26 protein-coding genes are annotated in these 23,317 nt (G+C 57.8%); 11 read left to right on the top strand and 15 right to left on the bottom strand.

The features are described 5' to 3' along the window. On the top strand, positions 1 to 813 hold the full coding sequence (locus AC2FH2_RS08350) for an alpha/beta fold hydrolase (RefSeq protein WP_496823302.1): 813 nt from the start codon (positions 1 to 3) through the stop codon (positions 811 to 813). A 16-nt stretch (positions 814 to 829) separates the two neighbouring features. On the opposite strand, the gene AC2FH2_RS08355 is transcribed toward AC2FH2_RS08350, so the two are convergent. From AC2FH2_RS08355 to AC2FH2_RS08385, 7 genes are all read right to left on the bottom strand, one after another. After that, on the bottom strand, positions 830 to 1,864 hold the full coding sequence (locus AC2FH2_RS08355; protein ID WP_496823303.1) for a threonine aldolase family protein: 1,035 nt from the start codon (positions 1,862 to 1,864) through the stop codon (positions 830 to 832). After that, complete coding sequence (locus AC2FH2_RS08360; protein WP_282021529.1) at positions 1,864 to 2,337, bottom strand: YcgN family cysteine cluster protein; 474 nt, start codon at positions 2,335 to 2,337, stop codon at positions 1,864 to 1,866. Before AC2FH2_RS08360 ends, AC2FH2_RS08355 begins: the two co-directional genes overlap by 1 nt. Continuing rightward, entirely contained in the window at positions 2,334 to 3,266 is a 933-nt protein-coding gene (locus AC2FH2_RS08365; protein ID WP_496823304.1) for a bifunctional riboflavin kinase/FAD synthetase, read from the bottom strand. The genes AC2FH2_RS08360 and AC2FH2_RS08365 overlap by 4 nt, the downstream gene beginning before the upstream one ends. Before the next feature lie 58 nt (positions 3,267 to 3,324). Further along, complete coding sequence (locus tag AC2FH2_RS08370; protein WP_142636516.1) at positions 3,325 to 3,768, bottom strand: MaoC family dehydratase; 444 nt, start codon at positions 3,766 to 3,768, stop codon at positions 3,325 to 3,327. A gap of 100 nt (positions 3,769 to 3,868) precedes the next feature. After that, positions 3,869 to 4,744, bottom strand: coding sequence for an HAD family hydrolase (locus tag AC2FH2_RS08375; protein WP_142636518.1), 876 nt, complete (start codon positions 4,742 to 4,744; stop codon positions 3,869 to 3,871). A gap of 126 nt (positions 4,745 to 4,870) precedes the next feature. Continuing rightward, positions 4,871 to 5,791 carry a manganese-dependent inorganic pyrophosphatase gene (locus AC2FH2_RS08380; protein WP_271949176.1) on the bottom strand — a complete coding sequence of 307 codons (921 nt, stop codon included), beginning with the start codon at positions 5,789 to 5,791 and terminating at the stop codon, positions 4,871 to 4,873. A gap of 100 nt (positions 5,792 to 5,891) precedes the next feature. Then, entirely contained in the window at positions 5,892 to 6,872 is a 981-nt protein-coding gene (locus AC2FH2_RS08385) for a TraB/GumN family protein (RefSeq protein ID WP_271949178.1), read from the bottom strand. Between the two features lie 136 nt (positions 6,873 to 7,008). On the opposite strand from AC2FH2_RS08385, the gene AC2FH2_RS08390 reads away from it, so the two are divergent. The 6 genes from AC2FH2_RS08390 (at position 7,009) to AC2FH2_RS08415 (ending at position 12,860) form a co-directional block, all read left to right on the top strand. Beyond that, positions 7,009 to 7,683: a DUF2161 domain-containing phosphodiesterase gene (locus AC2FH2_RS08390; RefSeq protein ID WP_282021525.1), complete on the top strand. Its 675-nt coding sequence runs from the start codon at positions 7,009 to 7,011 to the stop codon at positions 7,681 to 7,683. Between the two features lie 151 nt (positions 7,684 to 7,834). Further along, positions 7,835 to 8,122, top strand: coding sequence for a co-chaperone GroES (locus tag AC2FH2_RS08395; RefSeq protein WP_120632017.1), 288 nt, complete (start codon positions 7,835 to 7,837; stop codon positions 8,120 to 8,122). Between the two features lie 55 nt (positions 8,123 to 8,177). Next, positions 8,178 to 9,818, top strand: coding sequence for a chaperonin GroEL (gene groL, locus AC2FH2_RS08400; protein WP_142636527.1), 1,641 nt, complete (start codon positions 8,178 to 8,180; stop codon positions 9,816 to 9,818). Positions 9,819 to 10,057: 239 nt separating this feature from the next. Further along, on the top strand, positions 10,058 to 10,900 hold the full coding sequence (locus AC2FH2_RS08405; protein ID WP_496677628.1) for a DMT family transporter: 843 nt from the start codon (positions 10,058 to 10,060) through the stop codon (positions 10,898 to 10,900). Positions 10,901 to 10,938: 38 nt separating this feature from the next. After that, the gene (locus AC2FH2_RS08410; RefSeq protein ID WP_496750298.1) at positions 10,939 to 11,712 is read left to right on the top strand and encodes an alpha/beta fold hydrolase; all 774 of its coding nucleotides are present in this window, start codon (positions 10,939 to 10,941) and stop codon (positions 11,710 to 11,712) included. Beyond that, entirely contained in the window at positions 11,709 to 12,860 is a 1,152-nt protein-coding gene (locus AC2FH2_RS08415; protein WP_496823305.1) for an alpha-D-ribose 1-methylphosphonate 5-triphosphate diphosphatase, read from the top strand. The genes AC2FH2_RS08410 and AC2FH2_RS08415 overlap by 4 nt, the downstream gene beginning before the upstream one ends. Before the next feature lies 1 nt (position 12,861). On the opposite strand, the gene AC2FH2_RS08420 is transcribed toward AC2FH2_RS08415, so the two are convergent. The 4 genes from AC2FH2_RS08420 to AC2FH2_RS08435 form a co-directional block, all read right to left on the bottom strand. After that, entirely contained in the window at positions 12,862 to 13,929 is a 1,068-nt protein-coding gene (locus AC2FH2_RS08420; protein WP_271949191.1) for a 5-(carboxyamino)imidazole ribonucleotide synthase, read from the bottom strand. 2 nt (positions 13,930 to 13,931) lie between these two features. Continuing rightward, positions 13,932 to 14,687 (bottom strand): NAD(P)-binding domain-containing protein, encoded by a 756-nt coding sequence (locus AC2FH2_RS08425; protein ID WP_496677633.1) that lies wholly within the window; start codon positions 14,685 to 14,687, stop codon positions 13,932 to 13,934. Then, entirely contained in the window at positions 14,684 to 15,169 is a 486-nt protein-coding gene (gene purE / locus AC2FH2_RS08430; protein WP_271949196.1) for a 5-(carboxyamino)imidazole ribonucleotide mutase, read from the bottom strand. The genes AC2FH2_RS08425 and purE overlap by 4 nt, the downstream gene beginning before the upstream one ends. A 76-nt stretch (positions 15,170 to 15,245) precedes the next feature. Further along, positions 15,246 to 15,470: a YdcH family protein gene (locus AC2FH2_RS08435; RefSeq protein WP_037308505.1), complete on the bottom strand. Its 225-nt coding sequence runs from the start codon at positions 15,468 to 15,470 to the stop codon at positions 15,246 to 15,248. Between the two features lie 163 nt (positions 15,471 to 15,633). Here AC2FH2_RS08435 and AC2FH2_RS08440 point away from each other — a divergent pair, with 163 nt between their 5' ends. The 4 genes from AC2FH2_RS08440 to AC2FH2_RS08455 all read left to right on the top strand — a co-directional run bounded on the left by AC2FH2_RS08440 (position 15,634) and on the right by AC2FH2_RS08455 (position 18,114). Then, complete coding sequence (locus AC2FH2_RS08440) at positions 15,634 to 16,047, top strand: Hsp20 family protein (protein ID WP_142636541.1); 414 nt, start codon at positions 15,634 to 15,636, stop codon at positions 16,045 to 16,047. 5 nt (positions 16,048 to 16,052) lie between these two features. Next, on the top strand, positions 16,053 to 16,277 hold the full coding sequence (locus AC2FH2_RS08445; RefSeq protein WP_142636543.1) for a DUF1150 family protein: 225 nt from the start codon (positions 16,053 to 16,055) through the stop codon (positions 16,275 to 16,277). Positions 16,278 to 16,369: 92 nt separating this feature from the next. Continuing rightward, positions 16,370 to 17,254 carry a PhzF family phenazine biosynthesis protein gene (locus AC2FH2_RS08450; protein ID WP_142636545.1) on the top strand — a complete coding sequence of 295 codons (885 nt, stop codon included), beginning with the start codon at positions 16,370 to 16,372 and terminating at the stop codon, positions 17,252 to 17,254. Then, positions 17,254 to 18,114, top strand: coding sequence for a hypothetical protein (locus AC2FH2_RS08455; RefSeq protein ID WP_496823306.1), 861 nt, complete (start codon positions 17,254 to 17,256; stop codon positions 18,112 to 18,114). The genes AC2FH2_RS08450 and AC2FH2_RS08455 overlap by 1 nt, the downstream gene beginning before the upstream one ends. A gap of 57 nt (positions 18,115 to 18,171) precedes the next feature. Here AC2FH2_RS08455 and AC2FH2_RS08460 read toward each other — a convergent pair whose 3' ends face one another. The 4 genes from AC2FH2_RS08460 to trxB form a co-directional block, all read right to left on the bottom strand. Next, positions 18,172 to 19,890, bottom strand: coding sequence for a bifunctional sulfate adenylyltransferase/adenylylsulfate kinase (locus tag AC2FH2_RS08460; protein ID WP_282021518.1), 1,719 nt, complete (start codon positions 19,888 to 19,890; stop codon positions 18,172 to 18,174). 217 nt (positions 19,891 to 20,107) lie between these two features. Further along, positions 20,108 to 21,730 (bottom strand): adenylate/guanylate cyclase domain-containing protein, encoded by a 1,623-nt coding sequence (locus tag AC2FH2_RS08465; RefSeq protein WP_496823307.1) that lies wholly within the window; start codon positions 21,728 to 21,730, stop codon positions 20,108 to 20,110. A 108-nt stretch (positions 21,731 to 21,838) separates the two neighbouring features. Next, complete coding sequence (locus AC2FH2_RS08470; protein WP_496823308.1) at positions 21,839 to 22,306, bottom strand: RES family NAD+ phosphorylase; 468 nt, start codon at positions 22,304 to 22,306, stop codon at positions 21,839 to 21,841. 4 nt (positions 22,307 to 22,310) lie between these two features. Next, positions 22,311 to 23,252, bottom strand: a complete 942-nt coding sequence (trxB, locus tag AC2FH2_RS08475) for a thioredoxin-disulfide reductase (protein WP_282021515.1) — start codon at positions 23,250 to 23,252, stop codon at positions 22,311 to 22,313. Positions 23,253 to 23,317: the final 65 nt, after the last annotated feature.

Genomic DNA, 23,317 nt, shown 5'->3' on the forward strand with positions numbered 1-23,317 from the left:
ATGGCCGTTGCGCAGAACCTGCATGTCACGCAGTTGGGGCAGGGTGGTCGCCCTGTGCTGGCCTTGCATTGTACCATTGCTCATTCCGGGGTCTGGGCAGGCCTAGCCGCGGCGATGAAAGGGCAGGCAAGTTTTATTGCACCGGATATGCTGTCCCATGGGCGCAGCCCGGACTGGGATCGCCAGGGGGATCTGTATGACCGGCTGACCGAAGCCACACTTGAACATCTGACCGAGCCGATGGATCTGATCGGGCATTCCTTTGGCGCGGCGATAGCCTTGCGGCTGGCAGTCGAGCATCCCGCGTTGGTTCGCAGTGTCGTACTGATCGAACCGGTGTATTTTGCCGTGGCACAGCAGGATGCCCCGGACCTTGTGGCGGAATACGCGCATGTTGCCCAACCCTGTATGGACGCGCTTGCATCAGGCGACGAACCTCTGGCGGCAAGGCTGTTCAACCGGTTGTGGGCCGGAGATAGGGGACCGCGTTGGTCAGACATGCCCGAAACTGCACGGGCGGGGATGGTGCGTGGAATTCATCTGGTATCCGAGGTCGAAAACGAACTGATAATGGATTCCAAAGGTTTGCTACGGCCCGTGCGGATCGCACACGCCAATATGCCGGTATTGCTGCTGCATGGGGCGCTCACCCACCCAGTGATGGTCGCGATAAACTCTGGATTGAAATCCCGTCTTCCAATGGCCGAAAGCGCCGTGATCGAAGGGGCAGGGCATATGGCCCCGATCTCTCACCCGACAGAGACCGGCGCTCTGATCGAGGCTTTTTGGAACAGACTGCCTGCCACTGCCTGAAGCTTCGGGCGCGTCGTTACAAGAGCGCGATGAACCGATCAATTTGCGCAGGCTCGATGGACCAGTCACAAACCAGCCGACAGGCTAGAATTTCGCTGTCATCTGCCCCGTCCAGCTCTGCCCCCCACAGGTGGTAAACAGCACCTGCGGCATGCAGTTGCTTGTGTTGGGCGCGTGAAAACTGGGCAAAAATCATATTCGCCTGCGGCGCGTGCAGGAAAGAGGCACCTTTGGCTCGCAACCCCTCGGTCAGACGGGCGCAGTTGTTATTGGCCTGAAGGGCCAGTGTCAGCCACAGATCATCCTGCAGATACGCCGCCATTTGGGCGGACAGATAGCGGTGCTTGGAGAACAGGTGCGCCCCGCGCTTGCGGCGCAATTCGAATTCCCAGGCTTTGCTTTCATCAAAGAAGACAACGGCTTCGACGCCCATCAGCCCGTTTTTGGTCCCGCCAAAACTGACCGCATCCACGCCTGCTTTCCACGTCATCTCGGCGGGTGAGCAGTTCAACGCAACAAGGGCGTTGGAAAAACGCGCACCGTCCAAATGGACTGGTAGCCCATACTCTTTGGCCACAGCGCAGAGCGCCTGCAATTCTGACAGGGTGTAAACAGACCCTCGTTCGGTCACCTGCGTAATGGATACAGGTCCGCGCTGCGGGCCATGCACACCGCGTGTTTCTTCGGCCAAAATTGAGCGACGCAGCGCGTCCGGCGCCATCTTGTCCGCGCCCGGAACCAGCGTCAGCTTGGCGCCGCTGTAAAACTCGGGCGCGTTGCACTCATCCTCGTGGATATGTGCTACGGGTGAGCAGAACACCGTCTCCCACGGCTGCGCCAGCGTCGCCAGCGCCAGCGAATTCGCCGCCGTCCCGGTGGCCACCAGATACACGGCGGCGCCAGGTGCCTCGAACACCCCGCGAATGCGATCCCGGACCTCATTCATCAGGGTGTCGGTTCCATAGGCCATCTGATAGCCCTGATTGGCAGCATTCAGCGCTTCCATGACCGCCGGGTGAACCGGCCCCGAATTGTCAGAGGCAAAGTACATTAGCTGGGCTCCTCGATGATATGATCTTCCCACTCCTCCAGCGGAGTTTCGAATTCGGACACGGTCCGACCCTGAACCGAGACTCCGGCGGCATGAACGCTGTCCGGTGTGCCAGAAATCAAGGGGTGCCAATTGTGTAGGGGTTTGCCTTCCCACAACAGGCGATAGGCACAGGTCTGTGGCAGCCAATAGGCGTGATCGTTGATATTGCCCGGCGTCATCACGATACATTCCGGCACAAATTGGTGGCGGATATCGTATTGGGTGCAGCGGCAACTTTCGTCATCCAACAGACGGCAGGCGACGCAGGTCAGGGCAACCTCACCGGTGTCTTCATCTTCCAGTTTGTTCAGACAACATTTGCCGCAGCCATCGCACAAAGCTTCCCATTCGGCTTGGTTCATGCGGGTTAGCGGTTTTCGTTCCCAGAACCTGGGGGCCAGGCCGGTGCGGTCGATCGGATCCGTTGTCATCGGTCCGCCAGCAGGCCGCGGGCCTTGTCGCAATCGGCATCCATCTGCGCGATCAGGCCGTCCAGACCGTCAAAGGTCATCTCGGGGCGCAGGTATTCTACCAGACCCACCGACAGGGTCGCGCCATAAAGGTCACCCGAGAAGTCGAACAGGAAGGTTTCGATATTGGGGACCTCACCATTGAACATCGGTCGCGTCCCAACCGAGGCTGCGCCCTGATAGCTGCCCAGATGAGGTCCATCCAGAACATCGACCAGAACGGCATAGACGCCGAATCTTGGCGGATGCAGCCCCTCAATGGACATGTTTGCTGTGGGAAATCCCAGTTCACGGCCCCGTTGTTCGCCTCCGATCACCTCGCCTTCGATCCGGTGCCAGTGACCCAGCATGGTAGCGGCATCCTGCGGGCGGCCCTCGGTCAGTGCAGTACGGATCGCAGTGGATGAAACGACATTTTCGGACCGCTCCATCAACGGAGCGATGGTGACACCGAACCCCATCTCTTGCCCAAAGAGCACCAAGTCATCAGCGGTGCCGCTGCGGCCTTTGCCGAAACAGAAATCGGCACCGACGACGACATGCGACAGGCCGAGCCCGTCGCAGATTACGTTGCGGGCGAATTCCCTGGGCGTCAGGCCAGCCAATGCGGCATTGAACGGCAGCTCATACAGCTTTTCGACCCCCAGTTTTGCTAACCGGTGCGCGCGGGCATTGCCGCGCATCAGGCGAAAGGGCGGGGTGTCCGGGGCGAAGTATTCTCTGGGATGCGGCTCGAATGTAAGTACGCCCAAAGGTGCACTCGGCACGGCGCTGAGGGCCAGTTTGATCACAGATTGGTGGCCGATATGAACGCCGTCGAAATTCCCGATCGCCACGCTGGCGCCGCGATCTTGGGGTTCGATGAATTGGAGGTCACGAATGATGCGCATAGCGACTGCCTAGCGGGACAGGCGCGCTTGTTCAAGGGTCTGAGACCCCCGGAAACGCTCAGTCGAATTTGCGCGACGGGGCCAGCACCATGGCTTCGCCCACCAGCACCTTCTTGCCATCCACTGCGCAGTGACAATCGAGCTTGACCCGACGCTTGGCAAAATCAATGTCGATCACCTTGACCTCGGCATAGACCATGTCACCCGGGCGAACAGGAGCGAGAAACTTCAGCGACTGCCCCATGTAAACTGTGCCGTGGCCCGGCAACTGCTCGCCAATCACGGCCGAGATCAGACCCGCGGTCAGCATCCCATGCGCAATGCGCCCCTCGAAGATCGTGTCGCGGGCGTAATTGTCGTCCAGATGTACGGGGTTTCTGTCGGTCGACACCTGAGCGAACATTTCGATATCCTCGTCCGTCACCACTTTGCGAAGGTGACGGGACATGCCCATCTCGATGTCTTCAATACAGATCGTGCCGCGTGGAAGATTATCCAACATGTTGCCCTCACTCGAATTCATCGGGCAACAAAAAAATCAAAGTCACCCCTGTTGGGAAACTTTATTACTTTGCAACTGCAGAAAATCAAGCCTTTTTTGACTACCTAAGGCGGCCGATCGTATAGGTCGGGTTTATCTTTTCCTTTTGAATATAATCAGTTAGGGATTCATGATGCGGATGTGCCTCGGTTTTTGTCTCGGCCGCGGCTAGCCCGCCCGAGATGAAAAGAGAATCAATGCCTTCACCCATTCCCCCCAGAATGTCGGTGTGCGGACCGTCTCCGATGACAAGAATGTCCCCATCGGGGATGTCGTGGCCAAGTTCCTGCAACCTGCGGCGGGCAAGATCATAGATCGGCGGATGAGGCTTTCCGAAATATAGGCTTTCGCCACCCATTTCCGTATAAAGCCTGGCCAATGCACCAGCGCACCACTCCCGAACCTCGCCGCGGTCCACCACAATATCGGGATTGGCACAAAGCAGCTTCAGCCCCTTTTGTTTGGCGTACAGGAAATCAGCGCGGTTCACGGACGGGTCGGCCATGGGATCGAAGGGGCCGCAACAAGCAATGCCCTCTGCCTCGGCCAGCGGCACGCGCTCGATATGAATCGGATGGTCCAACAGCTTCAGTGGTTCAAAGAATCCCGCGTCCCGCTGCCATTCGCCCATGAAATAGACCTTTTCGCCCACTGCGCCCCGGAACATGGCCGACCGGGCCGAATCTCCGCTGGTTGCAATCGTGTCATAGGCGTCGTCTGGGACATTGAATTGCGCCAGCTGGGTAGCGACGCCAGCACGCGGTTTGGGTGAGTTTGTCACCAGGACAACAATGCCACCCTGCGCGCGATAGGCCTGCAGGGCCGCAACCGCTTCGGGGTAAGCGGTGATGCCATTGTGAACACAGCCCCAAAGATCGACGAACAGGGCCTTATACCGGCTGGAAACCTCGGGCAATGCGTGGATGATCTGCGTCATGATGGGCCCCATTGATCTGGAAAGAGTGTCGTTTGAGCCTAAGACAGTGCGTGTGGTGTTTGGCCAGTAAGGGCAATGCCTAGCAAAAAAAGGCGCCCGATCAAGGCGCCTTTGGTGATTTTGGGATCAGACCTTGAGGTTCGGAATGATCTGTTTCTTACGGCTCATGATCCCGGGCAGAACGACCGCGTCGCCATCAACCGAAGCGCCAAAGCTTTTCTCGGCCACGGCTTTGACCAGATCGTTGGGAACCAGCAGGGTGGCTTCTTCGTTCAGAATATCGACCACGAACAACAATACCTGATCGACACCGTCCTCTTTGGCTACGTCGGCCATCGAGCCCGCAAGGCTGTCTTTGCGGTCCAGCACGACACCCGGTGCTGTGGTTTCCAGAACCGAAACGCGGAATTTGGTGCCGTCGACTTCGTATTCCTTGCTGTCCATCCGGATCAGCTCGGCGTCCGAGAATGAGGACACATCTGATTTGGCCGCGAACATTTCTGCAGCATAGGCCGAGACGTCCAGACCCAGATCCGCGGCCAGTTTTTCGGCCACAGCGCGGTCATGCGCGGTTGTGGTGGGCGAGCGGAATTCCAACGTGTCCGACAGGATGCAAGTCAGCGCCGCGCCTTTGATGGCATCGGGCATTTTGGCGGCATCGTCGCCGATCATGTCAACCATGATAGTGGCGGTGCAGGCCAGCGGCCGCACGGTGATGTCGATCGGGCCTTTGGTTTCCAGACCGCCGACCAGTTTATGGTGGTCGATAATGGCGCGGATATCGGCGCCGTTGATACTGGCGGGCAGCTCGGCGGGGTTGTTCGTGTCGACAATAACAACCGGTGCGTCAGCCTCTACGTCTGTGATGATGCGCGGCTTGGGCAGGTCCCAGTGCTGCAGCATAAAGGCTGCTTCAGTGTTGGGTTCGCCCAGCAGGACAGGCTCGGCCTGTTCGCCTTTGATTTCGTTCATGTACCACGACCACAGGATCGGCGAACCGGTGGAATCAGTGTCGGGGGATTTATGTCCAAATACGAGAGTTGTCATTTCAGCGTCCTGAGGAGAGTAGATTTGGGCGCCTTATAGGGTGGTCTGGCACACTTGTCACCCGCCCCTGCGTAAACAGCGACGAAGGGTAAGGCCGGGCCTAGAAAGCGGCACGTTTCAGCGTGTATCCAGCCTGTTCCAATTGGTTCAACAGACCATGGTCATCGCCCAAATGTCCGGCGCCCACAGCAATGACCACCGTTTGGTCCTGAATGGCCAATATGTGCTGCATCCAGTTGTTGTTGCGCCCGACTAGAAGTTGCTGTTCGAAACTGGACCACTCTTCGTCGAAAACCTCTTGCGACAGACCGGATGTTTCAAGCCCCTGTAGTCTGGCAAATTGGATGATCTCTGCGTGCTTTTCTTCCAGATAGGCATTGACCATAGTCGCCAGCTGATCCTCGCTGCTTTCAAAGGCACTGGCCATGCGGATCAGTGATTGCACCTGCTTTTCGATCGGGTGCTGGTCAAACATCGCCATCAGATCGTCAATCTGCTCTAAAGAGTACTGGGGGATGTCATGGGCTTCGGCCATGTCGGTCAGGCGCGCGTCCATTCCATAGCTGGCTTCCGGATTCTCGGTCATGCATGGGGGGACACCCAGCATCATGCTCAGAAACCAGGGGCGCATTTTTGCAGCCATCCAACTTGGGATGCCACGCTCTGCCAGGCCGCTGGACAGGGCGGCCCAGTCTTCTTCCGGCATCAGCTCAATCAGGGTGGGACCTGAGGTGATCAGAACAGGGCTGAGGTCTTTGGCCAGTTCCTGTTCAAATGCAGTCATTTCGTCCTGGGTCACTTCGAAATAGAACGCATCCGCCTGGCTGAGTGTCGGTTCCAGCCTTTCTGTGACGGCGTCCATACGCGGGTCGTTTGTGTGCAGCGTTCCTATCAGATGCAGAACTGTATCGCCTTTTGTCGCGATCCAGTGATTGCCTTCCGGGTACGGGAAGTCGGCCAAAGCCTGCTGCAAATCAGCTTGCGCCTCTGGACTTAGGTCAGACCTCAGGTCGCGCCCCTCGCAGGCCGCTTGGGCCGAGAAAGGTACCAGCAGACAAGCCAAAAAGATCAAAAAACGCATCGTACCATCCTGGTTGGATCAATCCCTATATGGGGTGCGACCTTGCCGGGGCCAAGGCCGGTGTTCAACCTGCCAGGATGGACACTGACCTGATCTGTGTCTGGCATTCCACAGTAATTCGAATAGCATGAGCCACATGGACCGCGAGCAGGATCTCTACCCCCCAATCAAGGCGCTGTTAGAGCGTCAGGGCTATACCGTCAAAGGCGAGGTCGGTGCGGTCGATGTCATGGCTGTTCGTGAGGGTGAAGAGCCTGTGATTGTAGAGTTGAAGTTGCGTTTCTCATTGGCGCTGTTTCACCAGGCAATCACCCGACTGAAGGTTACTGAAAATGTCTATATCTGTGTTCTCAAGCCCCGCGGACGCACGGCCAGGCGGGCGTTGAAGGACAACACGGCGCTATGTCGAAGGTTGGGCCTTGGCCTGATAACTGTTCGGGCGGATGGCGTTGTCGAGGTGCATTGTGATCCTGGACCCTACGCCCCGCGAAAAGACAAGGCCAAAACAGCGCGGCTGCTGCGCGAGTTTGACAGGCTTGAAGGTGATCCGAACGCAGGCGGCGCCACACGCCACGGCCTCGTCACCGCCTATCGTCAGGATGCTTTGCGCTGTGCGGCGCATCTTGCAGAATGTGGTGCCACAAAAGGGGCAGATGTTGCTAAGGCAACCGGTGTTTCGATTGCGACCCGGCTGATGCGCGAAAACCATTATGGCTGGTTCGACAAAATTGAAAAAGGCGTCTACGCCTTGTCGGAATCCGGACAAGAGGGTCTGAAGCACTGGGCCTATAGCTGGGATCAGCCTGACTGAGTCCCAAGGATAAAAAATTCTTCACGCTTGTTGACTCAGGGATTTCGACCCCCTAGCTATACGCCGTTATCACTCGCAAGGGTCGAGTGCTAACGCCTCACCGCAAGGTGAGGGGAGGATAAATAAACTTTGAGCCCAAGGAGCTGCAAAGATGGCATTGAAACCGCTTCATGACCGCGTGTTGGTTCGCCGTACCGAAAGCGATGAGAAAACCGCTGGTGGTCTGATCATTCCCGACAGCGCAAAAGAAAAGCCCAGCGAAGGCGAAGTTGTTGCGACCGGCGAAGGCGCACGCAAGGACAGTGGCGAGCTGATCGCAATGGCTGTAAAAGCTGGCGACAAGATCCTGTTCGGCAAATGGTCGGGCACTGAGGTTCAGGTCAACGGCGAAGAGCTGCTGATGATGAAAGAAAGCGACATCATGGGGATCATCGAGTAAGCCCACGCGCTTCCTCTGATCTTCATCCCAATACATTTTCTCAAGGAGAAACGACATGGCTGCTAAGGACGTCAAGTTCGACACCGATGCCCGTAACCGCATGCTGGCAGGTGTGAACATCCTGGCCGACGCTGTCAAAGTGACCCTGGGCCCCAAAGGCCGCAACGTGGTTCTGGACAAATCTTTCGGCGCGCCGCGCATCACCAAAGACGGTGTTTCGGTTGCCAAGGAAATCGAACTGGAAGACAAGTTCGAAAACATGGGCGCGCAGATGGTGAAAGAAGTCGCCAGCCGCACCAATGACGAAGCCGGCGACGGCACCACCACCGCAACCGTTCTGGCTCAGTCCATCGTCAAAGAAGGTCTGAAGCAGGTTGCAGCGGGCCTGAACCCGATGGACCTGAAGCGCGGCATCGACCTGGCAACTGCCAAGGTTGTTGAAGGCATCAAGAACGCCTCGCGTGAAGTCAAGGACTCGGCTGAAGTTGCTCAGGTTGGCACCATTTCTTCCAACGGTGAAACCGAGATCGGCCAGCAAATCGCAGACGCGATGCAGAAGGTCGGCAACGAAGGTGTTATCACCGTCGAAGAAAACAAAGGCCTGGAAACCCAGACCGATGTTGTCGAAGGCATGCAGTTCGACCGCGGCTACCTGTCGCCTTACTTTGTCACCAACGCTGACAAGATGGTTGCAGACCTCGAAGACTGCATGATCCTGTTGCACGAAAAGAAACTGTCCTCGCTTCAGCCGATGGTTCCGCTGCTCGAGCAAGTGATCCAGTCGCAAAAGCCGCTGCTGATCATTGCAGAAGACGTTGAAGGCGAAGCGCTGGCAACTCTGGTTGTTAACAAACTGCGCGGCGGCCTGAAAATTGCTGCTGTCAAAGCACCGGGCTTCGGCGATCGCCGTAAGGCCATGCTCCAGGACATCGCAATCCTGACCGGCGGTCAGGTCATCAGCGAAGATCTGGGCATGAAGCTTGAGTCCGTGACCATGGACATGCTGGGCACTGCCAAGAAAATCGAAATCACCAAAGACGAAACTACCATCGTCGACGGTGCTGGCGAAAAAGCCGAGATCGAAGCGCGTGTTGCTCAGATCCGCACCCAGATCGAAGAAACCTCGTCGGACTACGACCGTGAAAAGCTGCAAGAGCGTGTTGCCAAACTGGCAGGCGGTGTTGCTGTTATCCGCGTCGGCGGCATGACCGAAGTTGAAGTGAAAGAGCGTAAGGACCGTGTGGACGATGCTCTGAACGCGACCCGCGCTGCTGTTCAAGAAGGCGTTGTCGTGGGCGGTGGTGTTGCTCTGGTTCAGGCCGGTAAAGCACTGGACACTCTGCAAGGCGCAAACGCTGATCAGGACGCAGGCATCAACATCGTTCGTAAGGCAATCGAAGCGCCTCTGCGCCAGATCGCTGAAAACGCAGGTGTCGACGGTGCGGTTGTTGCGGGCAAAGTTCGCGAAAGCGACGATGTGGCATTTGGCTTCAATGCGCAGACTGAAGAATATGGTGACATGTTCGCATTCGGCGTGATTGACCCGGCCAAAGTTGTCCGTACCGCATTGGAAGATGCAGCGTCGGTTGCCGGCTTGCTGATCACTACCGAAGCAATGGTTGCGGACAAGCCGCAGAAAGATGGACCTGCTGGCGGCGGCATGCCCGACATGGGCGGCATGGGCGGCATGATGTAAAACGTCGAATTCGCTTAGGCGAATTCTGGCGGCCCCACAGGCGCTTGGCAGTATAGCCAAACTGCCCAGAGGGGAGCTTCAGAGCTAAGGAACGGGGTCGCCTTCGGGCGGCCCCGTTTCGTTTTGGCACGCCGCTTATGACTGAAACTGTGGCTCAAACTGTTCCGAGGTCGACGGTCTAACCGGTCCCTTCAGGAAAGTGAGTACCCAAACCGGTGTGAAACCGGTATCGGGTTGATATGCGACTGTTCCTTCTGACCGCCCTCACCATGTGCGCCTTTGCAGCGAACTCCATTCTGAACCGGATGGCCGTTGAAGGCGGCGATAGCGACCCGGCGGGGTTTGCGGTTATGCGCGTTCTGGCAGGGGCGCTGATGCTGGCGGTGCTGGTTTTGATACGTGGCGGCAGCCTGCCGTTGCGCAGCCCTCGCCGGTTCATTGGCGCTGGCGCCTTGTCGCTTTACATGATCGGGTTCTCGATCGCCTATCTTACACTGGATGCCGGGCTGGGCGCCTTGATCCTATTTGGGATAGTGCAAATCACGATGTTCGTGGCCACTGCCGTGACTGGAAATTCACCGACACGACAGCAACTTCTGGGGGCGGCGATTGCATTGGGTGGCCTCGCCTATGTGCTTTGGCCGTCGGGAACGGTTCAGGTGGACCCGGTCGGAGCCGCCCTGATGTGCGCTGCCGGGATTGGCTGGGCAGCATATTCTCTGGCGGGACGGTCCGAGCCAAATGCGCTTGCCGGTACGGCGGCGAATTTCGTCATTGCCCTTCCGGTGACGGCCGGAGCTTTGCTGCTGCTCGGCGGAGGTTGGCAGATGACGGGCACCGGTTTGTTGCTGTCGGCGATATCCGGGGCGGTCACTTCGGGGCTGGGATATGCGTTGTGGTATCGTGTTTTGCCCCAACTGGCTCCGACCGTTGCAGCTGTAGTGCAGTTGAGCGTGCCCGTGATTGCTATTCTGGGCGGTGTCCTCTTGCTGAGCGAAACAGCAGAGGCCCGGCTTTTGATTGGCGCAGCGCTGGTGTTGGGCGGCATTGCGCTGGCGGTGCTGCGACGTCAGCGGGGGTAGGGCTTTCATCAGCGGCGCTAAGGCATTATCTGGCGCTTATGAAAATTCTGATCGCCCTGCTTTTCTTTCTGCTCCCCGCCGCGGCCAGCGCGAAATGCGTGGTCTTGTTGCATGGTCTTGCGCGGACCGAGGCCTCTTTCACCGTGATGGAGCAGCTGTTCAAGTCACATGACTATTCGGTTGTGCGCCCGGGCTATCCCTCGACCGAGATCGGTATTCCCGAACTGGCCGAACAAACCATTCCTGATGCCTTTGCGTCTTGTGGCGATGACACTGTCAATGTGGTGGCACATTCGATGGGCGGCATTTTGTTGCGCTATTGGCTCAAGGATCATAGCCCGGAAAACCTGGGTCGTGTCGTCATGCTGGGGCCGCCCAATCAGGGCAGCCAACTGGTCGATGAACTTAGCGCGTGGGAGGTGTTCGGCTATCTCAACGGACCTGCGGGCCTTCAACTGGGCACAGGCGCCGAAGGGATCCCGGGTCGTCTACCGCCGGTGGATTTTGAACTGGGTGTTATCGCAGGCGAGAACTCATTAAACCCGGTGTTTTCTTCACTGATTGATGGGCCTGATGACGGTAAGGTTTCGGTTGAAAGCACCAAGGTCGAAGGAATGACTGATCACCTGGTTCTGCCGGTGACCCACACGTTTATGATGAACAATCCGCGGGTCATGGCTCAGGCCCTGCACTTCATCGAATTCGGCCAGTTCGACCCGCAGATCACCTGGCTTGACGGTGTGATGGAAGCTATTGACGAGATCTGCATCGGACAGGATTGCTCGGAACCTGACTCGGAGTCCACGCAATGACCGCATTAAGCCTGACACTGACCGGTGCAGAGGTTCTTCTGCCCGGCGAGGGGCTGACGGATGTCGATCTGACCATTGCCGATGGCGTGGTTCAGACAGGCCCTGCCGGGCAGCAGATCGACCTGTCAGGATATCTGGTTCTGCCCGGTATTATCGACCTGCATGGTGATGGGTTTGAACGGCACATCGCGCCCCGTCGCGGTGCCATGAAGCAGATGAACGAAGGGATCCTCTCAGTCGAGGCTGAACTGGCGGCCAATGGCATCACCACAGCCGTTCTGGCCCAGTTTTACAGTTGGGAAGGTGGGGTGCGCGGGCCTGAGTTCGCAGGGCAGGTGTTTGATGCCATTGCGGCAGTCAAGGACCACACCGTCACCGATCTGATGCCCCAGCTTCGGTTTGAAACGCATATGCTGGACGATTACGCCGGACTGGCAGAAAAGATTGCGGCTTGGCGGGTGCCCTATGTCGTGTTCAACGACCACCTGCCGCATGACCGTCTGGCTGAGGGGCGTAAGCCCCCGCGTCTGACCGGACAGGCGCTCAAGGCCGGTCGCAATCCCGAGGTGCATTTCGAAATGCTGCTGTCGATGCATGCTCGCCGCGATGAGGTGTCTACCGCACTGGATATACTCTGTGCTGATTTGACAAAGCAGGGCGTCCGGATGGGCAGCCACGATGACGCCACTGCCCAAACTCGCGCCGATTGGCGCGCGCGGGGCGCGCGGATTTCAGAGTTCCCCGAAACGCTGGAAGCCGCCGAGGCCGCCCGCACCGCCGGAGATCACATCATCCTGGGGTCGCCCAATGTGGTGCGCGGCGGGTCGCATAAAGGGAATGTTAGCGCGCTGGACCTGATTGCGATGGGGCTGTGCGATGCACTGGCCTCGGATTATCACTATCCCAGCCCGCGCCGGGCAGCCTTGATGCTGGCCAAATCCGGCCTTCTGGACATGGCGGGCGCATGGGCGCTGGTGTCGTCAGGGCCAGCCCGCGTACTTGGGTTGCAAGATCGCGGCACGCTCACCCCCGGGCAGCGTGCCGATCTGGTCATTCTGGAGGCAGATACAAACCGTGTCGCGGCAACGCTGGCTGCCGGGCGCGTCAGCTATATGGCCGGGGATATCGCCGCGCGGTTTGTCGGCTGATTTACCGCGTGATGCGGTTAAAATGACCCATCTTGCGGCCTGCCTTCACCTCGGCCTTGCCATAAAGATGCAGCGCAACATCACGTTCGGTCGCGAGCTCAGGTACGCGGTCCATATCGTCGCCGATCAGGTTCTCCATCACCACGTCTGAATGACGCTGCCCGTCGCCCAGAGGCCAGCCTGCCACGGCACGGATATGTTGCTCGAATTGATCCACCGCGCAGCCATTCTGTGTCCAATGGCCCGAGTTATGCACGCGCGGTGCGATCTCGTTCACGATCAGACCCTGCGGGGTCACGAACAACTCGACCCCCATGACGCCGACATAGTCCAAGGCGTTCAGGATATTTGCCGCCAACAGGATCGCATCTGTGCGCTTTGCTGCGGGCAGGCGGGCAGGGACGGAGGTGGTATGCAAAATGCCATCGCGATGCACGTTCTCACCGGGGTCGAAACAGGCGACCTGACCATCCAATCCGCGCGCGGCAATGATCGAAACCTCATGGCTGAAATCGACAAAGCCTTCCAGGATCGCAGGCGCACCCGCCATGTCTGCCAGAGCAGTTTCAGCGTCATCGGGGCTGAGTAGCCGGGCCTGTCCCTTGCCGTCATAGCCAAATCGGCGGGTCTTCAGGATGGCAGGGGTGCCGATCTGGTCAATCGCAGCCTTCAGGCTGTCCAGATCCGTGATATCGGCGAAGGGTGCGGTATTCAGGCCCTGACCTTGCAAGAAAGCCTTTTCGTTCAGTCGATCCTGACTGACCCGCAGCGCCTCGCGCCCCGGGCGGATGGGGCGGTGGACTTCCAGAATGTCCAGTGCTTCGGTGGGGATGTTCTCGAACTCATAGGTGATGACATCGACTGCTTCGGCAAAGGCCTTGAGGGCCTCGGCATCATCATAAGAGGCGGTGGTCACACGATCCGCCACATGACCCGCAGGCGGGGTCGCACCGGGTTCATAAATATGCGACACAAAACCCAGCCGGGCTGCAGCAACGGACAGCATACGGCCCAGTTGACCGCCGCCCAAAATCCCGATTGTCGCGCCGGGGGCGAGCATTTCCACCATTCTCAACTCTCCAAACGTTTGCCAATAGCGCCAAGTGCTGCGTGCAATACCTTGTGCGCGCCCTGATCTTGCAGGGTCTGTGTCATTTGCAGGCTCAGCGTGCCGTCAGTGGCCAGCGCATCGCGTTCGGCCTCTAGGCGGCCTGCGGCCTTCTTATCCATCGCGTGCAGAAAGCCCGATACCAACTGGGTGGTGTAGAATTCGGCCCCGGCTGCGTCTCCGGTTGTGTCTCCCAGCCAAGTTGCTCCGGTCGCCATCAGGTCCAGAAGGCCGGGAACCATGGCGCAAATGGCGAAATGGGCGTTCAGTGCCGCCTCATCTGCGACCTTGATCACCGGGTTTTCCGGTGCGAACAAATCGGCCAGCAGTTGATCGTTGCCGAAAGCGACCAGCGGGCAGCCACCGGCTTCCAAAAATCCCAGCGGAATGGTTTGCACGATTGCCGGCGCCGGAGAGCAGAGCTCGGTTAGTTCATCTTTCGAAACTGCTGCCATGACCGAGACGATCTGATGGTCGGATCGAAACGTTAAGGCGGCCAGAACGTCCGCAGCGATATGTGGGCGCAGGCACAGGAACACGATCTCGGATGCATCAATCACGGCCTGTGGCGTCGTGACAGACACACCCAGTTCAGCCTTTAGCGCGGTTGAAACCTGGTCATTGCGTTCTGTCACGGAGATCTCGTGCCCTTTACGGGCCAAAAAACGCACCATCGGGGCCGCAATATGGCCCGTGCCGATGAATCCGATCCGGCTCATCCCTCGGGTTCTTCGGGGATTGAGGCCGATAGCGCGTCGCGCCAGGCATCCAGCCGGTCGGCCAGAGCGTTATCCTGCAGCGCCAGAATGCCAGCGGCCATCAATCCCGCATTGGCACCGCCTGCCGACCCGATCGCCATAGTCGCAACCGGGAACCCTTTGGGCATCTGAACAATGGAATAGAGCGAATCGACGCCAGACAGTGCCCGCGTCTGCACCGGAACGCCGATCACAGGAACGCGTGTTTTCGAGGCCATCATACCCGGTAAATGCGCGGCCCCGCCGGCCCCTGCAATGATCACCTGCAATCCGCGCGAGACAGCAGTCTTGCCATAGTCCCACAAGCGATCTGGGGTGCGGTGCGCTGAAACGATGCGTTTTTCATAGGCCACGCCCAACTCATCCAGAATATCTGCGGCTTCTTTCATCGTGGACCAGTCTGACTGGCTTCCCATGATGATCCCCACTTTAACGTCGCTCATCCGCTTGCGTCCCTGCCTTCCGAAAGAGCGCGAACTATAGCCAAATCCGCCTTTGTGGCAATGCGGTTCAGATGTCTCAGGCGATGATATCCGGGGTCAGGCGGTCTTCGATCAGGCGAATGATGTCTTTCAGGCGCAGTTTCTGCTTTTTCAACCGTTTGATCGTCAGTTGATCCGAGGTGCCAGTGGCCTGAAGCGCCTCGATTGCTTCGTCAAGATCACGGTGTTGACGGCGGAAAACTTCCAGCTCTACCCGCAGAACCTCATCAGTTTTCATCGAAAGATCGGTGGGCGCGTTCATTGGCGACTCAGAGTTGTTGTGGTGCTTGTCACACAAGATAGTGTGTCAGGCTTGATCCGGCCAGACCTTGTGGACATCGCTGTATATTCCCATATTCTATTATACGCGGTTGCCAGAATGGGGCCGCACAACACGTCGCTTTGGCAATAAAGGACGAAAATACGTGTCTAAACTTACTCTGGGCTCATACCCGCATCTTTTGGGGTTCGAGCAGTTGGAACGCCTTCTGGAGCGGTCTGCAAAGGCCGGAAATGAAGGGTATCCGCCCTATAATATTGAACAGACCTCGAATTTTTCCTACCGCATTACCCTGGCCGTGGCCGGGTTTGCAGAAGAGGACCTGTCGATTACCATCGAAGATCGACAGTTGGTGATCCGGGGACGTCAGCGCGACGACAGCGAAGGACGTATCTTTCTACACCGTGGGATCGCGGCACGTCAGTTTCAGCGCATGTTCGTGTTGGCCGATGGGGTCGAGGTTGGCGAGGCGATCATTGAAAATGGTCTGCTGCATGTGGATCTGACCCGCGCCGTGCCCGAAACCGTGGTGCAAACGATCAACATAAGGAAGGGGTAAGAGCAATGAATACACCGTTTGAAATCAACGCCGAAGGTGATCGGATCGTCTATGTCAAAACAGTTGAAGTCGCCGATCTACCTCGGGAAGTTCGCGAACAGGCCGGAGATCTGAGCCTGCTATATGCGGTACACGATGCCGATGGCCAGCAACTGGCACTGGTTGCTGATCGCAAGCTGGCGTTTAACCTGGCGCGCGAGCATGATTTTTCGCCGGTGGCCGTGCACTAAAGCGACCTCCGTACGTTTTCCTCGTGACATCCATGGCCTGTCGGGCGAGACAGTCGAACCTATGATGGTTCGAATATCGGAGTGCACGACACATGAATTGGTTCGACTTTGACTGGGTAGACGCCTTCAGCGATCGCGCCTTTGGTGGCAATGGGTGCGCTGTTGTTCATGGTGGGGCAGCTCTGTCCGAAGACGTCTGCATGGCCTATGTGCGCGAGACGTCCTTGGTTGAATGCACCTTTACTGGCCCGTCCGATGTGGCCGATTTCCGGGTTCGTTATTTTCTGGCCAGTCGCGAAATCCCCTTTGCCGGGCATCCCACGATCGCAACCGTAGCTGCAATGCAGTCCAGAGGAATGCTGCAAGGCAATACCCTGACGCTTGAAACCGGCGCGGGGATCGTTTCGATCTGCATCAGCGGTGATGAAATCGAGATGACGCAGATTGCACCACAATTCGGCGCCTATGTTCCCGCCGAGCTGGTCGCCTCTGCCATCAGCCTGCCCAAAGAGGCGATCATCTCGCCGCCGCAATTTGTTTCTACCGGGCTGCCCTTCTGTGTCACTGTTCTTCGTGATCACGACGCCCTGCGCGCGGCAAAACTGGTCGAAAGGCCTTTGCGCGAGATTGCCGAAAAGGCGGGCTTTTCCGGCTCCGATATGGCCGAACCTTTTCTTGTAACGCTCAAAGGCGCGACCAAAGCAGGCGATACATTCTCGAGATTGCTGTTGGCCCCGCCCAGCCCGCCCGAGGATCCGTTTACCGGATCTGCCACTGGTGCGATGGCGGCGTATCTCTGGAAACATGGGCTGATGCCAAAGGACGTTTTTATTGCCGAGCAAGGCCATGATATGGGGCGCCCCGGTCAGGCGACTGTTACCCGAGCTGGCCCATCGGATGCGATGACAGGCATCAAGGTCGCCGGTCGCGGGCATATCCTTATGCGGGGTCAGGTTAATTTACCAGATGCCGGATGATGACAGAACCTGCAATCGCCATACTGCCCTATGGGCATCGGTTGGGGCCGAAACTGGCCACGGTTCCTTTGTCGGAACTGACTTGGCCCGAAGGTTGCCCGGATCGTCTGATCGGAAAAAAAGTGGGCGATCTTGCGCACACGGACCATCTGATCATGTACCCCAATTCCACCGTACATTTGCGTCTTCGTCGGGGAACACGTGCGCGGATATCTTTGATGATGGGAGAACCTTCGGCCATCCATGCTAAACATGATCGCATGTTGCGCTATACGTGGCGGCGGTTCTTCCGGGTGCTGACCTTTCATGATGTTTTGTTGCAAGGTATCCCAAACGCCGTGTTTCTGCCTTATGGCGTGACGATGGTGCCTGATTGGCAAGAACTTTTGGTTGAGAAATCTAAATCCTGTTCTCTGATCGCCTCGGCCAAACGTGATCTCGAAGGACATCAGCTGCGCCATTCCGTGATCGACTGGGTTCGTGAATCCGGGGCAGATGTCGATATTATGGGGCGTGGCTATACTCCGTTTGACTTGAAGTCTGACGGGCTGGCCCCATATCGCTATTCGGTGGTGATCGAGAATGTGCGGGAGCGGAATTACTTTTCGGAAAAGCTGACAGACGCGATTTTGTGCTCGACTGTGCCGATCTATTGGGGCTGTCCCAATATTGGTGATTTCTTCGACACATCCGGGATGGTCCTGTGCGATTCCGAGGCCGACATTCGGAGTGCGATTCAAGCCGCTTCGGTCGATGACTATGCCGCGTGTCTAGATGCCCTGCGGGCCAGCCAGTCCAAAGCAGTGGAATTTGGTGATTTCGAAGGACGCGCTGTCGCCGCCATTCGGGCAGAACTATAATCCAATAGAAAAAGGCCCCCGGAAACCGAGGGCCTTTTGCTTGATTCTTTGCGCAGGTTACGATCCGGCGATCAAACCCATGCTTTCCAGCTTGAGCAGAACCTGGTGGGCGCAGTTGTCTACGTCCACATTCTCGGTCTCGACGCTCAGCTCAGGATTGGCAGGTACGTCGTAGGGATCGGAAATTCCGGTGAATTCCTTGATCTTGCCTTCACGCGCCAGCTTGTACAGGCCCTTGCGGTCGCGGCGTTCGCATTCTTCGATGCTGGTGGCCACGTGAACCTCGCAAAAAGCGCCGAACGCTTCGACATCTTCACGGACGGCGCGGCGGGTCGTGGCGTAGGGTGCGATTGGGGCACAGATAGCGATGCCGCCGTTCTTGGTGATCTCGCTGGCCACATAGCCGATGCGGCGGATGTTCAGGTCGCGGTGCTCTTTCGAGAAGCCCAGTTCCGATGACAGGTTCTTACGAACAATGTCACCATCCAGCAGGGTCACCGGACGACCGCCCATCTCCATCAGCTTTACCATAAGCGCGTTGGCGATGGTCGATTTGCCCGAGCCGGAGAAACCGGTGAAGAATACGGTAAAACCCTGCTGACTGCGCGGCGGTTTGGTCTTGCGCAGTTCGGTCACAACCTCAGGGAAGCTGAACCATTCGGGGATTTCCAGGCCTTCGGCCAGACGGCGGCGCAGTTCTGTGCCGGAGATGTTCAGGATCGTGACGTTGTCTTTGTCTGCGATCTCGTCATTCGGTTCGTATTGAGCGCGTTCCTGCACAAAGACCATGTGCTTGAAATCGACCATTTCGACGCCGATTTCATCCTGGAACTGGCGGAACAAATCCTGTGCGTCGTAGGGGCCATAGAAATCTTCGCCGGCTGAGTTCTTGCCGGGGCCTGCGTGGTCACGGCCGACAATGAAATGCGTGCAGCCGTGGTTGGCGCGGATCAACCCGTGCCACACCGCCTCGCGCGGGCCTGCCATACGCATCGCCAGGTTCAGCAGTGACATCGAAGTTGTCGAGGCCGGGTACTTGTCCAGAACAGCCTCATAGCAACGTACGCGGGTAAAGTGGTCCACGTCGCCCGGCTTGGTCATACCAACAACCGGATGGATCAGCAGGTTGGCCTGCGCCTCTTTGGCGGCGCGGAAGGTCAGTTCCTGATGCGCGCGGTGCAGCGGGTTGCGGGTTTGGAACGCAACAATACGGCGCCAACCCAGCTTGCGGAAATAGGCGCGCAGCTCGTTCGGTGTGTCGCGGCGAGCGCGGAAGTCATAGTGAACGGGCTGTTGGATACCAACAACAGGACCGCCCAAGTAAACCTTGCCCGCAGTGTTGTGCAGGTAGTTGACCGCCGGGTGAGCATCGTCATCTGCGCCAAAGACCTTTTCCGCCTCGCGCGCCTTGTTCGGCGTCCAGCGGTCGGTCACAGTCATGGTGCCCAAAATGACACCTTCTTGGTCGCGCAGTGCAATGTCCTGACCCAGTTCGATGCCCTCAGCGAAGTCTTCGCTGACATCCAACGTGATTGGCATCGGCCAAAGGGTGCCGTCGGCCAGGCGCATGTTTTCGACGACATTGTCGTAATCGGCCTCGCTTAGGAACCCTTTCAGCGGGTTGAACCCGCCATTCATCAGCAGTTCCAGATCACAGATCTGACGAGGGCTCAGGTCCCAGCTTGTCAGGTCTGCAGCTTCTACTTTCAGTTTCTGTGCGGACTCGTACGAAACATAAAGTTCAGAGATCGGCGCCAGATTGCTTAACATCGTCATGGGAATTCTCTTGTCGAAGGATGGATTGGCCAGTGATTCAGGGGCGTTTGCCGGGCATGTGCCCCGGCGGTCGGGTGAAGTCCAGATGGATTTATGAAACAAAGGACGATATGCGCGGTTTTTCTCCGGATTGGAAGGATTTTCCACATTTTGACGCGAAACCCGACGACAATCCCTTGGATCAAGGCCAAATAGACCGGTTTGAATGAGTGTGTTCTCAGGCGGCAATCTTGGGGGTGAGGTTGGATGCACGTTCGACCGGCAGGGCAGAAATTGGCCTTGTTACCCCACGCAACTGGAAGGGGCGCAGATCGTTCTGCCAACTCTCATGCCCCGCTGCCTTCAGCAGATCGCCCGAAACCAAAAGCTCGACACCCAACCCCTTGGTCTCGGCCTCCAATCGGCTGGCGACATTCACGGCGTCGCCGATAATCGTGCGGCTTGCAGTGCCCACGGCGCCGATTTCGCCCAGAACCAGATCGCCCAGATGTAACCCCATTCCAATGCGGATAAGCGGGCTGCCCTCGGTTTCGAGTTGTTCGTTGAACCGTTGCAATGCGCGGCTGACATTGGCTGCAGCTTTCATCCCGGCCCGTGCTGAACTTGCAGCATCGGCGGTTTCAAACACTGCCAGCAGCCCGTCACCCATATACTTGTCGACCACACCCCCATCCGAGGTGATGGCTGGTACGATGGCGTCAAAGAACCGGTTGAGCAGGAAAACGATGTCATAGGGCAACTGCCCGGTGGTCAGTGCCGTGAACCCGCGCATGTCCAGAAACAGCACCGCCAGTTTACGTTCCTGCCCCTGACTGGCATGGGCGCGATTGCGACCGCTACCGGGATTGTACATCCGAAAGGCCGTGATTGGCTCGGTCGGGCGGATCTGACAGGCCAGGCGTGCGCCTTCGGGTGCTTTTACGGCAGCCAAGCTGCGGGCCTCGATCTCACTGGGGACGGGGAGCTGATCTGCACCATTCTCGACAATAACGCGACAGGTGGTGCAGCGCCCCTTGCCACCACATAGCGCAGTGTGGGGAATGCCGTTGGCCTGAGAAATCTCAAGCAGAGTCATGCCTTTTTCGGCCACAATTTCGGGGCCTTCCACATATTTGATGCGCACCGAATGCCGGCGTCGCAAAATTTTGCGCACCAGAAACACAAGCAATGTAGCGCCAACCGCCAGCCCGAATGCAAGCAGCGTATCTTGCCTCACACCCATCAGAGCCTGAAATGCCTCGGGCGATGGCCAGTTGTAATGTTCGATATACTGATCGCGCAGAAACGGGTCGGCGAAATCAGCCCAGATGCGTCGGCCCTCTGTCAAAAGACCTGCCAGAGCGAAAGACGGAATGAACACGGCGAGCCCGATCAAATAAGGTAGCGTCCTTTGCCACCAGGATGTCAGGCGCAGCCACATGTGAAGACCGATGCAACTGTGGACCCAAACCACCAGCAAAAGCAGGCTTTGTGTCCAGATTGCATAGCTGGGCCACATTAGCGCGATGATATAACCCATCTCATCATTAACCCCGAAAACTGAATGTGCGTATCGGGTGTGAACAAGGTGCGAGATCAGTTGCAGTGGAATCACAAATCCAAGCACCACCTGTAGCCCCAGACTGAAAGGCATTCGCATGGTTCTGCGCTGAGCTAACGAATACAGCGCCAGCCCAAAATGCACGAGCAAGGCCAGATATAGAATCGCGCTGCCGATGTTATTGCGCGTAATGACATGGCGGCCTTTCTGCATTCCGTGGAGATAATCAGTATGAAACAGTCCCAGACCGATATTGATGAAGTGAAAGAAGGCAAAGATGAACAGGATCAGGCCGCTCATGATCCTCAGCCGGGTAGCCCACCCGCCTTGCCATAGTACGCTTTTCACTCGGTTCACCTGTGTTCGTTTTGCTCGCATCTCAGAGTCTGTAACGGCGCAGAGCGGGGGTCAAGCGAAGCCTCTATGCCCCGGCAACCAGGGATGCGGATCCCCATCCAGGCACACTACCTCTGGCGAGGTGCTAAACAAAACCGCATGACTGAGTTCTGGGCGGGATCGCGAGCTGTATAGCAAGCCGTCGGCGCCTTTGGCGCGGGCGTCATCCGAAAATAGCCAGGTGGGTGAGGCGCCTTCTTTTTCGTGGATATCCTGCCACACGACCGAGGCTTCGCTGCGCCCCCGCAGATCTACCAGCCGAGCGCCGGTGATCCGGCATTTTTGAAGAATGCGTGGTGGATCGGATGGGCAGACATAGCGTTTGATGGCTATTTCGGCACCCTCAGCGCTCAGCGAAGAATAAAGCGCGAATTGGCCCGCATAATGAAAACGCCCCTCTGGCGCCCGTGCTGGGGCCAAAGGGGCGTCTATCTGTGACAGGAACAGAATTCTCCAGATCGGGCCGGAGAATTCGATCACCTGATTAATCCTGCTCGGCCAGGAACCGTTCAGCATCCAGCGCGGCCATACAGCCCATCCCGGCGCTGGTAACGGCTTGACGGTAGATGTGATCTGTCAGGTCTCCGGCAGCAAAGACACCTGGAATGGAGGTTTCTGTGGAGCCCGGTTTGGTGATCACATAGCCGCCCATATGGGTTTCCAGCGAGTCCTTGACCAGCTCATTCGCGGGCGCGTGGCCGATGGCGATGAAAACACCTTTGCAGGGGATTTCGCGAATCTCACCGGTTTTCACATTCTTGACGCGCACGCCTTCGACACCCAAAGGCGCGTCGGTTCCGGTGACCTCGTCCAGTTCGTGGAACCACAGGGGCTCGATCTTGTCGTTCTTCATCAGCCGATCCTGCAGAATCTTTTCGGCGCGCAATTCATCGCGGCGATGGATCAAGGTGACTTTGCTGGCAAAGTTGGTCAGAAACAGCGCCTCTTCCACGGCGGTATTGCCGCCGCCGATTACAACGATCTCCTGCCCGCGATAGAAGAACCCGTCGCATGTGGCGCAGGCGGAAACGCCAAAGCCTTTGAACTTCTCTTCCGAGGGCAATCCCAGCCATTTCGCGCGCGCGCCAGTGGCCAGAATGACCGCATCGGCAGTGTAGATGGTGCCGCTGTCGCCCTTGGCGGTGAATGGGCGTTTCGAGACATCCAGATCGCTGATGATGTCGCCGATGATTTCGCACCCCATCGCGGCGGCGTGCTCCTGCATCTTGATCATCAGATCAGGCCCCTGGACTTCGGTAAAACCGGGATAGTTCTCGACCTCGGTGGTGGTCGTCAGCTGTCCGCCCGGCTCGATGCCCTGAACCAGGATTGGTTCCAGCATCGCACGGCTGGCATAGACGCCCGCAGTATAACCGGCAGGTCCTGATCCGATTATCAGAACCCTGGTGTGTTTTGTTTCGGCCATGATACCCCCGACTCGATCTGCCTGATACGGGCCTGCGGCCCCTTGGCGAATGGATATAGCGACCC

This window comes from Ruegeria sp. YTSA105, from assembly GCF_059610225.1.

Bases quoted from the DNA above. Each gene is read 5' to 3' on its own strand.
- AC2FH2_RS08350 (WP_496823302.1), top strand. From the start codon at position 1: ATGGCCGTTGCGCAGAACCTGCATGTCACGCAGTTGGGGCAGGGTGGT.
- AC2FH2_RS08355 (WP_496823303.1), bottom strand. From the start codon at position 1,864: ATGTACTTTGCCTCTGACAATTCGGGGCCGGTTCACCCGGCGGTCATG.
- AC2FH2_RS08360 (WP_282021529.1), bottom strand. From the start codon at position 2,337: ATGACAACGGATCCGATCGACCGCACCGGCCTGGCCCCCAGGTTCTGG.
- AC2FH2_RS08365 (WP_496823304.1), bottom strand. From the start codon at position 3,266: ATGCGCATCATTCGTGACCTCCAATTCATCGAACCCCAAGATCGCGGC.
- AC2FH2_RS08370 (WP_142636516.1), bottom strand. From the start codon at position 3,768: ATGTTGGATAATCTTCCACGCGGCACGATCTGTATTGAAGACATCGAG.
- AC2FH2_RS08375 (WP_142636518.1), bottom strand. From the start codon at position 4,744: ATGACGCAGATCATCCACGCATTGCCCGAGGTTTCCAGCCGGTATAAG.
- AC2FH2_RS08380 (WP_271949176.1), bottom strand. From the start codon at position 5,791: ATGACAACTCTCGTATTTGGACATAAATCCCCCGACACTGATTCCACC.
- AC2FH2_RS08385 (WP_271949178.1), bottom strand. From the start codon at position 6,872: ATGCGTTTTTTGATCTTTTTGGCTTGTCTGCTGGTACCTTTCTCGGCC.
- AC2FH2_RS08390 (WP_282021525.1), top strand. From the start codon at position 7,009: ATGGACCGCGAGCAGGATCTCTACCCCCCAATCAAGGCGCTGTTAGAG.
- AC2FH2_RS08395 (WP_120632017.1), top strand. From the start codon at position 7,835: ATGGCATTGAAACCGCTTCATGACCGCGTGTTGGTTCGCCGTACCGAA.
- groL (WP_142636527.1), top strand. From the start codon at position 8,178: ATGGCTGCTAAGGACGTCAAGTTCGACACCGATGCCCGTAACCGCATG.
- AC2FH2_RS08405 (WP_496677628.1), top strand. From the start codon at position 10,058: ATGCGACTGTTCCTTCTGACCGCCCTCACCATGTGCGCCTTTGCAGCG.
- AC2FH2_RS08410 (WP_496750298.1), top strand. From the start codon at position 10,939: ATGAAAATTCTGATCGCCCTGCTTTTCTTTCTGCTCCCCGCCGCGGCC.
- AC2FH2_RS08415 (WP_496823305.1), top strand. From the start codon at position 11,709: ATGACCGCATTAAGCCTGACACTGACCGGTGCAGAGGTTCTTCTGCCC.
- AC2FH2_RS08420 (WP_271949191.1), bottom strand. From the start codon at position 13,929: ATGGTGGAAATGCTCGCCCCCGGCGCGACAATCGGGATTTTGGGCGGC.
- AC2FH2_RS08425 (WP_496677633.1), bottom strand. From the start codon at position 14,687: ATGAGCCGGATCGGATTCATCGGCACGGGCCATATTGCGGCCCCGATG.
- purE (WP_271949196.1), bottom strand. From the start codon at position 15,169: ATGAGCGACGTTAAAGTGGGGATCATCATGGGAAGCCAGTCAGACTGG.
- AC2FH2_RS08435 (WP_037308505.1), bottom strand. From the start codon at position 15,470: ATGAACGCGCCCACCGATCTTTCGATGAAAACTGATGAGGTTCTGCGG.
- AC2FH2_RS08445 (WP_142636543.1), top strand. From the start codon at position 16,053: ATGAATACACCGTTTGAAATCAACGCCGAAGGTGATCGGATCGTCTAT.
- AC2FH2_RS08450 (WP_142636545.1), top strand. From the start codon at position 16,370: ATGAATTGGTTCGACTTTGACTGGGTAGACGCCTTCAGCGATCGCGCC.
- AC2FH2_RS08455 (WP_496823306.1), top strand. From the start codon at position 17,254: ATGACAGAACCTGCAATCGCCATACTGCCCTATGGGCATCGGTTGGGG.
- AC2FH2_RS08460 (WP_282021518.1), bottom strand. From the start codon at position 19,890: ATGACGATGTTAAGCAATCTGGCGCCGATCTCTGAACTTTATGTTTCG.
- AC2FH2_RS08465 (WP_496823307.1), bottom strand. From the start codon at position 21,730: ATGAGCGGCCTGATCCTGTTCATCTTTGCCTTCTTTCACTTCATCAAT.
- trxB (WP_282021515.1), bottom strand. From the start codon at position 23,252: ATGGCCGAAACAAAACACACCAGGGTTCTGATAATCGGATCAGGACCT.